Origin of the sequence: Paenibacillus sp. SSG-1, assembly GCF_002224835.1 — a bacterium.
In the GTDB taxonomy this organism is placed as follows: domain Bacteria; phylum Bacillota; class Bacilli; order Paenibacillales; family Paenibacillaceae; genus Paenibacillus_AQ; species Paenibacillus_AQ favisporus.
Genome location: NZ_MBRK01000001.1, coordinates 265,274 through 277,301 on the forward strand (window position 1 = coordinate 265,274; position 12,028 = coordinate 277,301).

The window sequence follows — 12,028 nt, forward strand, 5'->3', positions numbered from 1 at the left end:
GGCTGCCCGTCGCAAGTACGGGCAGCCCTTTTTTTGGCTTCAATCGAGTCTGATATATTCGCGTTCACCGGTACGGTGATTATAATAGACCTGGTATTTATGACCGTCTTTCGGGTCAATAAATACTTCCGAAGTCGGCGTAAACGATCCGTTCATGATGTCCCTGCTGCCCCCGCTATCGTCCCTGCGGCGGTATCTCTTGTCGAAGAAGCGCCAGCTTACCCATAACAGCAGCAGAAAAGCGACCAGCTCCAAGGCGTATATGAGCAGAATAATGACCATACCTCCCATCAGCTAGCAGGACGGGTTCTAACGACCGTGCCGTAGGCAACAATTTCGCTCATGTTATTGCCGATATCCCCGCTGTCAAAGCGCATCATCACGATGGCGTCACCGCCCATGGCATGCGCGTTCTGCACCATCCGGTCCACCGCCTGCCGCCGCGCATCCTCGATCATCTGGGTGTACTGCTTCACCTCGCCGCCGACAAGGCCCTTGAGAGAAGCCATAATGTCCCCGCCGATGCCTCTGGCTCTAACGACGACTCCAAACGTGGTGCCGAGTACCTCGATAATCTCATGATTGGCTACATTTTCGGTTGTTGTAATGATCATACAATGCCACACCCCTTAGGTATTATAATCTACAATACGGATGAAGGAGGATGAGGATTCATTTTTTTGCAAAACGACTCATGTCGAACGATGGCCCCAATACAAAATTATTGTCTAATGTTAGCAGGAATGTCGGCATAAACGTGGAATTATTTAGCATGAAATTCATATAAAAATATTTCAGAAAAAGCCCGGGGGTCAGAGGACTGCATGCATACCAGAGTAGAGAAAAGACGAACAATCAGGACGGCCTTGGTGGGAATCTTGTTTTTTGTTGCAGTTCAGGTCGTTCAAACTGCATTTTTATACAGTAATGATGGCGCCGGCTGGTTCAAGACGGTTTATGTCCTCGCCGGCTGGAGCAGCGTAGCTGTCAGCTTTGCCGTGTTCGCCCAGGGATGGCTGTTATTTTCGCACAAACTGTCGCGGCATAGGCTGTATACGGCTGCGCTGTTTTTGTCTCTGGCTGTGTTTGACTTTTTGCAGACGGTCAGCTTGCTCGGAATTCCTCTATTCGGCTATGCATTAAACCAGGACGATGCCATGTGGCTGCTTATCATCTCCAAGGGGGCGTGCGCCCTCGGGCTTCTGTCGATTTATAATCTGAAAGACACGATGGTGTCGATTACCCATAAACGCTTCGCATTTATGATCACGTCGGCCGTGATCGTATTTGGTGTGCTTGCCTTCTTCCTGTGGCATCAGAAACTTCCTTTGCTGATGAACTATGGCAGCATTAATTGGCTGAAGAAATATTTGGACCTGGTGATCATTGCGGTATGCCTGATTGGCATCGGATCGATCATGTACCGGGGCAAAAAGGACCGGGCCCCATCGCTGCTTATTATTATCCGGGCGCTGATTTACTCCGCTCTCGGACAGGGGCTGATGATGACGGCGAATCATACGTACCAGTGGGATTACCTGCTTGGCACCCTTTCCGGAGGTGTGGCTTACTATCTGATGCTCAAAGGGGTTTACCGCCTGACGATCGAGGATCCATTCCGGGAACAGCAGCGGGTGGAGGCGCGGATGAACTATCTGGCGTTCCATGATGACCTGACGGGACTTCCGAACAAACGCCGGTTGACTCAGCGCATCTCCAGTAAAATCAAAAATGCGGGACATGAAATGACAGGGGTCGTCGTTTTTAACGTCAACCGCTTCAAAAATATCAATGACTCCCTTGGGCATCAGGCGGGGGACCGGATTCTCCAGCTTGTCGGCGACCGCCTCAAACGGAACACCCGGTCCAGGGAGGAAGTGTTCAGTATGGGCGCTGATGAGTTCGCCATCATTCTGCCTGCGCTTGCCGGTGTGGAAGAGGGGATGGAGCGGATCCGTTATTTGCTGAAGCTCTTTGAAAAGCCCGTCGTCATCGAGGAAAACGATTATCATATTACGCTCTGCGCAGGGATGGCGGTCTTTCCGCAGGATGGAGACACGGCCGAAGAGCTGATTCAGCATGCGGACACCGCCGTTCATCATGCCAAAGACTATGGGGTCGACGTCCGTCACTTTGTCCCATCCATGCAGATGAAGGCGAAGGAGCGGCTCCGCTTGGAGAACGACCTGCGTAAAGCGATTGAGCGGGAAGAGTTTTACTTGGAGTACCAGCCGCTCGTTCATTTGGAGAGCAGCGAGATCGTTGGCATGGAGGCGCTGCTGCGCTGGCGGCATCCGAAACGGGGATTCGTTTCGCCGGCCGAATTCATTCCGCTGGCAGAGGAAAGCGGTCTGATTGTTCCTCTTGGCGAATGGGTTCTCCGCACGGCGTGCATGCAGAATAAAAGATGGCAGCAGGCGGGGTATAAGCCGATCTGCGTATCGATTAATCTATCCATGCGCCAGTTTCTCCAGCCCCAGCTGGCTGAACGCATCGGGTCCATCCTGGAGGAAATCGGCTTGGATCCGAAGTATGTCGAGCTGGAAATTACGGAAAGCATGACGTTTGACAAGGAGACGGCCTTTGACCAGCTTCGGCGCTTGAAGCAACTCGGCGTCTTCATCAGTATCGATGACTTCGGGACGGGGTACAGCTCGCTGCATTACTTGAAAAACATGCCGATCGACCGGCTGAAAATCGACCGTTCCTTCGTCCACGAAGTGATGAGCGACCATAACGATGCGGCGATCGTCTCCACGATCGCATCGATGGCGCATCATCTGCAGCTCAAGGTAACGGCCGAAGGCGTAGAGAATGAGGAGCAGCTCCATTTCTTGAAAGAGCAGCGCTGCCACGAGGGACAAGGCTACTATTTCAGCAAGCCGATTTCGCCGGAGGATTTCGAACGGGCCTTTCTGCTGAATTAAAAAAGTATTGCAATCCCGCGGCATCCGTGGTATATTATTTCTTGTCTTCACAAGATGATATATCTATGCAACGGGATGTAGCTCAGCTTGGTAGAGCACCTGGTTTGGGACCAGGGGGTCGCATGTTCGAATCGTGTCATCCCGATACTAGACATTCACCCTGAGAAAGTACGAGATTCGCCTTGGCGGCTTTGCTTTTACAGGTGATATGCGGGTGTAGTTCAATGGTAGAACTTCAGCCTTCCAAGCTGATAGCGTGGGTTCGATTCCCATCACCCGCTCCATAAACAAAAAAAGGTAACGCCGGAAGGCGTTTTTTTGTTTTTGAGCGGTTGTGCGGGAGAGAACCCACGCGCGTGGGTGCGACCGTCCGTGCAGGCTTCTATGAAGGGACCCAATCAGGACGCGCGTCAACATCTACCTTTGTGGCGAGCCGGAGGCTCGCTGTTGGATCGGGATGTTGAGTATTCCCATCACCCGCTCCATAAACAAAAAAAGGTAACGCCGGAAGGCGTTTTTTTGTTGTTGAGCGGTTGTGTGGGAGAGAACCCACGCGCGTGGGTGCGACCGTCCGTGCAGGCTTCTATGAAGGGACGGACCCAATCAGGACGTGCGTCAACATCTACCTTGAGGGCGAGCCGAAAGCTCGCTGTTGGATCGGGATGTTGAGTATTCCCATCACCCGCTCCATAAACAAAAAAAGGTAACGCCGGAAGGCGTTTTTTTGTTGTTGAGCGGTTGTGTGGGAGAGAACCCACGCGCGTGGGTGCGACCGTCCGTGCAGGCTTCTATGAAGGGACGGACCCAATCAGGACGTGCGTCAACATCTACCTTGAGGGCGAGCCGAAAGCTCGCTGTTGGATCGGGATGTTGAGTATTCCCATCACCCGCTCCATAAACAAAAAAAGGTAACGCCGGAAGGCGTTTTTTTGTTGTTGAGCGGTTGTGTGGGAGAGAACCCACGCGCGTGGGTGCGACCGTCCGTGCAGGCTTCTATGAAGGGACGGACCCAATCAGGACGTGCGTCAACATCTACCTTGAGGGCGAGCCGAAAGCTCGCTGTTGGATCGGGATGTTGAGTATTCCCATCACCCGCTCCATAAACAAAAAAAGGTAACGCCGGAAGGCGTTTTTTTGTTGTTGAGCGGTTGTGTGGGAGAGAACCCACGCGCGTGGGTGCTACCGTCCGTGCAAGCTTCCATGAAGGGACTGATCAGGACGCGCGTCAACATCTACCTTGAGGGCGAGCCGGAAGGCTCGCTGTTGGATCAGGATGTTGAGTATTCCCATCACCCGCTCCATATTGATTAAAACAAACAACGCCGATGGCGTTGTTTTATTTTGGAGTGGTTGTGTAGGAGAGAACCCACGCGTGTGGGTGCGACCGTCCGTGCAGGCATCAATGAAGAGACTGATCAGGACGCCCGTCAACATCTACCTTGAGGGCGAGCCGAAGGCTCGCTGTTGGATCGGGATGTTGAGTATTCCCATCACCCGCTCCATATTGATTAAAACAAACAACGCCGATGGCGTTTTTTTATTGTGGGAGAGAACCCACGTCGCGTGGGTGCGGCCGTCCGTGCAGGCTCCCTTTCTTTATGCTATATTTTTCCCTGCTTTATCCAAGTCCAAATTCGATATGAACCAAACAATGCCGCAAATAGTATAAGTAGTAGCATGAATACCCAAATGCCAAGTCGATTGATATCTCTTAGCCCATCTGCATTAATAAGTACAAAGGTTCCAACACCTATAAAAAGAAGATACATAAAAACGTTTGGAATAATCCAAACAATCCTGAGTTTAATGTTTTTATTGTTCAACATCTCCACCTCCATATGACACCATCTTACGAGCTTTAGAGTAATCTGGATATTATAAAAATTAGCTTCTTACATGCTTCTACAGGACGCGCGTCAACTTCTAGTTGAGGGCGAGGCAAAGGCTCGCTGTTCGATCGGGATGTCGATTACCGTCCGTGCGGGCGATGACCCCGCACCATAGATGAAAAAGGCCGGAGATCCATGGATCTCCGGCCTTTTGTATACCCCCGGTTACAGCGTGACGCGCGCGTGCCCGAGAAAATGCATGACGGCGGCGAAACCTGCGCCGATCATCGTTCCCCGGCTGCCAAGCCGGGAGAAGGTGATCTCGAGCTGCTGCTTATGATAAGGCAGCGTCCGCTCCGCGACGACCGCCTGCATCGGCCCGGCCAGCCAATCCCGGGCTTCGGACAGCGCCCCGCCGATCACGATGAGCTCGGGATTGAAGCTGTTGATGAGGTTGGTTACGCCGATGCCCAAATATTTGCCCATCTGGGCGAATTGTTCCCGGGCAGCCTCGTTTCCCTCGGAAGCCAGGCGCACCAGCTCCGGCGTATTGTGGGCTGGCAAGGCAGTGCCGGCCGTATCGTACGTTTTCTCCGAGGCGTAGAGCTCCCAGCAGCCCCGGCTTCCGCAGGTGCAAGGCCTTCCGTCGGCTTCGATGCACATATGGCCGGTCTCCCCTGCGTACCCCCGTGCACCCTTGTACAGCTCCCCGCCGATGATAATACCCGAACCGATACCCGAGCCAGCACTGATATAGAGCAGGTGGCGCACATCCTTTGCCGCGCCGAAATTCAGCTCGCCCTGCGCCCCGGCGTTAGCTTCGTTATCAATGGTGACGGGCACCGAAAAGGCTTCCTCCAGCAGCTGACGCAAATGAACCATTTCCCAGCCGAGGTTGGGAGCAAATAAAACGATCCCATTCTCATCCACCATGCCGGGCACGCCGACCCCGATCCCGACGGTGCCGTATGGCGTGTCCGGAGCCGCTTCCATAAGACTCGAGATCACCTTCTTCATTGCTTCAAGCACATAAGACAAATCGTGACGCGCAAGCGTATGATCGCGCTCCTCCAGTACGTTGCCTCCCAGGTCGCACAGCACGGCCGTCAGCTGCTTCACCCGCAGCTCAATGCCGATGACGGTGCCGGCCATCGCGTTAAAATGCAGCAGCAGCGGCTTACGCCCACCGCTGGACTTGCCCGGCCCGACCTCGGTGACCAGCTGCTGTTCGCACAGCTCGGCTACCAAATTGGAGACGGTCGCCTTGTTCAGACCGGTCATTTCCGATACCCGGGCTCTGGAGAGGGTGGAGGAATGCTTGCGGATCGTGTGAAGCACAAGCGAGCGGTTTATTTTTTTGACCAGAGCCTGGTCGCCGGTGACTTTCATGTATATCGCACATCCTTCAAGTTATCCCATTAGCACATAATCAATTAGTCTAGAGCCATCCGCGGCAAAAAGCAACCCGAAATCAACTTTTTAAAAAAACTTTGTTTAACCAATATACAAAGTCGGTCTGATGTGTTACTATGTTCCTGTAAACGTTTGCGACAAGCAAATTTTGAGGAGGATTATACATGGCATACTTTGAGAACGTTGGGAAGATCGCTTATGAAGGAAGCCGTTCGACCAATCCGTACGCGTTCAAATTTTATAACCCGCAAGAAGTGGTAGCAGGCAAAACGATGGAAGAGCATCTTCGCTTTGCGATGGCTTACTGGCATACGCTGACTGCCGGTGGTTCCGATCCGTTCGGCGTAGAGACCGCTGTTCGCAGCTGGGACAAATACGACGGCATGGACAAGGCCAAAGCCCGTGTGGAAGCCGCTTTTGAATTTTTGGACAAAATGAATCTGCAGTTCTTTTGCTTCCACGATATCGACATCGCACCGGAAGGAAGCAGCCTGCGTGAGTTCTACAGCAACATCGACACGATCGTCGACCTGATCGGCCAAGGCATGAAGACCTCCGGCAAGAAGCTGCTATGGAACACAGCCAACATGTTCACAAATCCACGCTACATGCACGGTGCCGGTTCTACTTGCAACGCGGACGTGTATGCCCATGCTGCAGCCCAAGTCAAAAAAGGCCTCGAAGTCGGCAAACAGCTCGGTGCGGAAAACTACGTATTCTGGGGCGGACGCGAAGGGTATGAAACCCTGCTGAATACGGACCTCAAGCTTGAAATGGACAACATGGCCCGCCTGTTCCACATGGCTGTGGATTATGCGAAGGAAATCGGCTTTGACGCTCAGTTCCTGATCGAACCAAAACCGAAGGAGCCGACAAAGCATCAGTACGACTTTGATGCGGCGACGACGATTTCGTTCCTGCAAAAATACGATCTCGACAAGCACTTCAAGCTGAACCTGGAAGCTAACCATGCTACACTGGCCGGACACACGTTCGAACACGAGCTTCGTGTAGCCCGTATCAACGGTATGCTCGGATCCCTGGACGCCAACCAAGGCGACATGCTGCTCGGCTGGGATACCGACGAGTTCCCGCTGAACATTTACGATTCCACGCTTACGCTGTATGAAGTGCTGAAGAACGACGGTCTTGGCAAAGGCGGCATTAACTTCGACGCCAAAGTACGCCGTCAGTCGTTTGAGCCGGAAGATCTGTTCCTGGCGCATATCGCAGGTATGGATACTTACGCAAAAGGCTTGAAGGTAGCCGCTAAGCTGATCGAAGATCGCGTGTTCGACGACTTCATCGACAAGCGCTACGCCAGCTTCAAGGAAGGCATCGGCGCAGACGTCGTATCCGGCAAAGCGACCCTGGCTTCCCTGGCCGAGTATGCGCTGAACAATGAAAATCCGCGCCGCAACGAGTCGAGCCGCCAAGAGCTGCTGAAAGCTCAGTTGAACCAGTACATCCTGGCTGAGTAGAAGCAAGCGTCAGGCACAGCTGTTACAAAACCGATCATGAAATCTCTTTGAAATGCAACGAAGGTTGCCTGAAGAAAGCTTCTTCGGGCAGCCTTTTTTTGAACCGGATTTCCATGCGGAATATCCTTGGTTCGTCGTTGATGTCCATTCGATCCATACAGGAGGAAAAAGTATGAAATACGTTATTGGTGTTGATTTGGGAACAAGCGCCGTCAAGACGGTCCTGGTGAATCCCCAGGGAGAAGTCGTGCACGAGCACTCTGAAGCTTACCCGCTGAGCAGACCTGAGCCGGGCTGGAGCGAGCAGAATCCGGAGGATTGGGTGGACAAGACGCTGGTCAGTCTCCGCAGACTGATGGAAAAGTCGGGTGCCGACCCGCAGGAAGTGGAGGGCCTCAGCTTCTCCGGCCAAATGCACGGCCTCGTGCTGGTGGATGCGGAAGGCAAGGTGCTGCGTCCGGCCATTCTATGGAACGACACGCGCACGACAGCGCAGTGCCGCAAGATCGAGAACACGCTGGAATCGAAGCTGCTCAGTATTGCCAAAAACCGCGCTTTGGAAGGCTTTACGCTGCCTAAAATTTTGTGGGTTCAGGAGAACGAACCGGACATTCTGTCCCAAGCCAGCTTGTTCCTGCTGCCGAAGGATTACGTAAGATACCGGCTCACCGGCGAATACGCGATGGATTACTCCGACGCTGCGGGCACGCTGCTGCTGGATGTCTCGGGCAAAACGTGGAGCCAGGACATTGCCGCAGCATTTGATCTGCCGCTGTCGCTTTGTCCTCCGCTCGTGGAATCCTTCGATCAAACGGGCACGCTGCTGCCTGACATCGCCGAGGCGTCCGGCCTGCTGCCGTCGACCAAGGTATTCGCGGGCGGAGCGGACAATGCTTGCGGCGCCATCGGAGCGGGCATTTTGCAGGAAGGGCAAACGATGTGCAGTATCGGCACATCAGGCGTCGTCCTCTCTTTTGAAAGCCGTAAGGAACTGGAGGTCGACGGCAAGCTGCATTTCTTTAATCACAGCGAAAAGGACGCGTACTATGTTATGGGCGTTACGCTTGCGGCCGGTCACAGCCTGACCTGGTTTAAGGAAACGTTCGCCAAGGAAAAAAGCTTCGACGAGCTGCTTGAAGGCATCGGGTCCATCCCTGCGGGCAGCAGCGGCTTGCTCTTCACACCATACATTTCCGGGGAACGAACCCCGCATCCGGACGCGGATATCCGTGGAAGCTTTATCGGCATGGACTCCGGCCACACGCTTTCCCATTTTGCCAGAGCAGTGCTTGAAGGCATTACGTTCTCGCTTCGGGAATCGATCGACATCGTACGCGAATCCGGCAAAAAGATCCATGAGGTCGTGGCCATTGGGGGCGGTGCACGGAACGAAACGTGGCTGCAGATGCAGGCCGATATTTTTAACGCGACGATCATCAAGCTCGAAAGCGAGCAGGGCCCGGCTATGGGAGCGGCGATGCTCGCTGCATACGGCTGCGGCTGGTTCCCGTCGCTGACGGACTGTGCGAAGGCATTCATCCGCCCGGCCAAAACGTACGCGCCGAATGCGGAGCGGGCCGAATTGTACAGCGGCTTGTTCAGCCTGTATCAGGAAGTATACAGCCAAACCCGTGAGCTGAACCGCAAGCTGGTTCCTTACCGGAACTAGGAAGCCGGTGCCTCCCTTGCGCGGATGAGATGCGGAAAGCCCTGCTTAATGTCTAATTTAGACATGATTTTTTATCGAATTTTCGGGGTACTGCAATCGCTTTCAGAACTTTAGAATAAGGTTAGATCATTCGTACCTTGCCTATTTGGCGGTAAAAATAGCGGGGAATACCCGAGACTGCGGACCGTAAGGCTCTGTTCGACTTGGCGTGTGCTGCCAATAACGTTTTGAAGATCATTCATTTAAAATGCTGAAAAGCAAACAGGGCGGGAAGTCTGATCCTATACATCAGGCTTCCCGTAATTTCTTAAGAGATCAGAAAGTATAGACTCCAGAGCCATTGCTTCCTGATCTCGCAAGAAAAACCTCCTCTAGAAGCGGTCTGTCTCCTTTGAAGGTACGTCGATAGACGTTTTTCTTCAGAGATCAGAATGTATAAGTTTCGGAGCTTCTGCTCCCTGATCTCGCAAGAAAAACCTCCTCTAGAAGCGGTCTGTCTTCTTTGAAGGTATGTCGATAGACGTTTTTCTTCAGAGATCAGAACGTATAAGTTTCGGAGCTTCTGCTTCCTGATCTCGCAAGAAAAACCTCCTCTAGAAGCGGTCTGTCTTCTTTGAAGGTACGTCGATAGACGTTTTTCTTAAGAGATCAGAATGTATAAGTTTCGGAGCTTCTGCTCCCTGATCTCGCAAGAAAAACCTCCTCTAGAAGCGGTCTGTCTTCTTTGAAGGTATGTCGATAGACGTTTTTCTTCAGAGATCAGAACGTATAAGTTTCGGAGCTTCTGCTTCCTGATCTCGCAAGAAAAACCTCCTCTAGAAGCGGTCTGTCTTCTTTGAAGGTACGTCGATAGACGTTTTTCTTCAGAGATCAGAATGTATAAGTTTCGGAGCTTCTGCTCCCTGATCTCGCAAGAAAAACCTCCTCTAGAAGCGGTCTGTCTTCTTTGAAGGTATGTCGATAGACGTTTTTCTTCAGAGATCAGAACGTATAAGTTTCGGAGCTTCTGCTTCCTGATCTCGCAAGAAAAACCTCCTCTAGAAGCGGTCTGTCTTCTTTGAAGGTACGTCGATAGACGTTTTTCTTAAGCAGCCTGACATAAAAGCACACGCTTCGGCCGCCGGTCCGGCAAGGTGCTCGAAGCAACCGTTCATCGCGGATAAAGGGAGAGATAAACGTGGAGCAAAGCAGCAAACGCGCCGTCAATAAAAGGCTGTGGTACCGCAAGCCGGCCTCCGTGTGGGAGGAAGCGCTGCCGATCGGAAACGGACGGCTGGGAGGCATGGTGTTCGGCGGGGCGGAAGAAGAGAAAATTCAATTGAACGAGGACACGCTGTGGTCTGGATTTCCCCGGGACACGGTTAATTATAACGCCCTGCGGCATTTGGAGCCGGCCAAGGCATTGGTCGCCGAGGGTCGGTATGCCGAAGCGGAGGCACTGATCGAAGCCGGGATGCTGGGACGACGCACGGAATCCTACCAGCCGCTCGGCGATTTGCATTTTGCTTTTGGCCGCATGGATCAAATTACCGATTACGTGCGGGAGCTGGATTTGGAGCATGCGGTCGCGTCGGTTTCTTTTCAAACCGGCGGGTTGCGTGTCGTTCGCGAAGCTTTTGCCAGCCGGCCGGATGAGGTTATCGTCGTCCATTTCCGGGCGGAGCCCGCAGAGGGCGGGGGTTCGGCCGGGAAGGCGGAGCTGCCGGCGTTGACGGCATGGCTCACCACTCCGCATCTCAGCGATGTGAGCGCAGAGCCGGCGTCTTTGATCCTGACAGGGCAAGCGCCGTCGCATGTTGCGGACAATTACTTGGGGGATCATCCTCAGTCGGTTCTCTATGAAGAAGGACTGGGACTCCGGTTTGCGGCCGTGCTGACGGTGCGGACCGACGGAGAGGTGCAGACGGAAGAAGGGCGGCTGCGGATCGAAAAAGCGGGCACGGTCACCTTTGTGCTGGCTGCGGCGACCGATTTCGCAGGCTTTGACGTCATGCCGGGCGCATCCGGCATCGATCCGGTACGCTTGTGCCGGGAACATGCCGACGCGGCGGACAGTGATTACCTGCATCTGAAACAGCGGCATTTGGATGATTACCGCGCGCTGTTTGACCGGGTGGACCTGCAGGTGGGGCTGAGCCCACAGCTGCCGCAGGCTGAAGCGGAAATGCCGACGGACGAGCGCCTGCAGCTGTATCGCCAAGGAGGAGTCGATCTGGCCCTCGAAACGCTGCTGTTCCATTATGGACGCTATTTAATGATTGCCGGTTCGCGTCCGGGTACGCAGGCGCTGAACCTGCAGGGCATTTGGAATCCACACAAGCAACCGCCTTGGAACAGCAATTATACGACGAACATTAATGCCGAAATGAACTATTGGCCGGCCGAGGTATGCGGTCTGGGAGAATGCCATGAGCCGCTCTTCGACCTGATCCGGGAACTGAGCGTCACCGGCAGCCGGACCGCGGCGATCCATTACGGTGCAAGAGGCTGGACGGCTCATCACAACACCGATTTGTGGCGGATGTCGACGCCTTCGGATGGGCGGGCCATGTGGGCGTTCTGGCCGATGGGCGGCGTGTGGCTGTCCAGACATCTGTGGGAACGGTATGCGTTCCGGCCGGATGCGACCTACCTGCAGGAGGTGGCGTATCCACTGATGCAAGGAGCCGCCTTGTTCTGCTTGGACTGGCTTTTCCAGCTTCCCCCCGG

General features: G+C 53.7%; 8 protein-coding genes and 2 tRNA genes. 6 read left to right on the forward strand and 4 right to left on the reverse strand.

The window, feature by feature from the left end:
- Positions 1 to 39: 39 nt before the first annotated feature.
- Positions 40 to 282, reverse strand: a complete 243-nt coding sequence (locus BCV73_RS01485) for a hypothetical protein (RefSeq protein ID WP_076173228.1) — start codon at positions 280 to 282, stop codon at positions 40 to 42.
- An 8-nt stretch (positions 283 to 290) separates the two neighbouring features.
- Positions 291 to 614: a YbjQ family protein gene (locus BCV73_RS01490; protein WP_076173227.1), complete on the reverse strand. Its 324-nt coding sequence runs from the start codon at positions 612 to 614 to the stop codon at positions 291 to 293.
- 255 nt (positions 615 to 869) lie between these two features.
- On the opposite strand from BCV73_RS01490, the gene BCV73_RS01495 reads away from it, so the two are divergent.
- The 3 genes from BCV73_RS01495 (at position 870) to BCV73_RS01505 (ending at position 3,211) form a co-directional block, all read left to right on the forward strand.
- Positions 870 to 2,927 (forward strand): putative bifunctional diguanylate cyclase/phosphodiesterase, encoded by a 2,058-nt coding sequence (locus BCV73_RS01495; protein WP_256992712.1) that lies wholly within the window; start codon positions 870 to 872, stop codon positions 2,925 to 2,927.
- Positions 2,928 to 2,998: 71 nt separating this feature from the next.
- Positions 2,999 to 3,072, forward strand: a tRNA-Pro gene (locus BCV73_RS01500).
- Between the two features lie 65 nt (positions 3,073 to 3,137).
- Positions 3,138 to 3,211 (forward strand) — tRNA-Gly (locus BCV73_RS01505).
- A gap of 1,317 nt (positions 3,212 to 4,528) precedes the next feature.
- On the opposite strand, the gene BCV73_RS01510 is transcribed toward BCV73_RS01505, so the two are convergent.
- Entirely contained in the window at positions 4,529 to 4,753 is a 225-nt protein-coding gene (locus tag BCV73_RS01510; protein ID WP_234490046.1) for a hypothetical protein, read from the reverse strand.
- A gap of 228 nt (positions 4,754 to 4,981) precedes the next feature.
- Positions 4,982 to 6,145 carry an ROK family protein gene (locus BCV73_RS01515; RefSeq protein ID WP_076170727.1) on the reverse strand — a complete coding sequence of 388 codons (1,164 nt, stop codon included), beginning with the start codon at positions 6,143 to 6,145 and terminating at the stop codon, positions 4,982 to 4,984.
- A gap of 188 nt (positions 6,146 to 6,333) precedes the next feature.
- Here BCV73_RS01515 and xylA point away from each other — a divergent pair, with 188 nt between their 5' ends.
- From xylA to BCV73_RS35615, 3 genes are all read left to right on the forward strand, one after another.
- Positions 6,334 to 7,650: a xylose isomerase gene (gene xylA / locus BCV73_RS01520; RefSeq protein WP_076170725.1), complete on the forward strand. Its 1,317-nt coding sequence runs from the start codon at positions 6,334 to 6,336 to the stop codon at positions 7,648 to 7,650.
- Between the two features lie 172 nt (positions 7,651 to 7,822).
- The gene (xylB, locus tag BCV73_RS01525; protein ID WP_089545716.1) at positions 7,823 to 9,319 is read left to right on the forward strand and encodes a xylulokinase; all 1,497 of its coding nucleotides are present in this window, start codon (positions 7,823 to 7,825) and stop codon (positions 9,317 to 9,319) included.
- A 1,177-nt stretch (positions 9,320 to 10,496) separates the two neighbouring features.
- Positions 10,497 to 12,028, forward strand: a 1,532-nt coding sequence (locus BCV73_RS35615) for a glycoside hydrolase family 95 protein (protein WP_256992713.1), incomplete at its 3' end; no start/stop codon positions are given.

Excerpts from the sequence above, each read along its gene's own strand:
- BCV73_RS01485 (WP_076173228.1), bottom strand. The coding sequence starts at position 282 with ATGGTCATTATTCTGCTCATATACGCCTTGGAGCTGGTCGCTTTTCTG.
- BCV73_RS01490 (WP_076173227.1), bottom strand. The coding sequence starts at position 614 with ATGATCATTACAACAACCGAAAATGTAGCCAATCATGAGATTATCGAG.
- BCV73_RS01510 (WP_234490046.1), bottom strand. The coding sequence starts at position 4,753 with ATGTTGAACAATAAAAACATTAAACTCAGGATTGTTTGGATTATTCCA.
- BCV73_RS01515 (WP_076170727.1), bottom strand. The coding sequence starts at position 6,145 with ATGAAAGTCACCGGCGACCAGGCTCTGGTCAAAAAAATAAACCGCTCG.
- xylA (WP_076170725.1), top strand. The coding sequence starts at position 6,334 with ATGGCATACTTTGAGAACGTTGGGAAGATCGCTTATGAAGGAAGCCGT.
- xylB (WP_089545716.1), top strand. The coding sequence starts at position 7,823 with ATGAAATACGTTATTGGTGTTGATTTGGGAACAAGCGCCGTCAAGACG.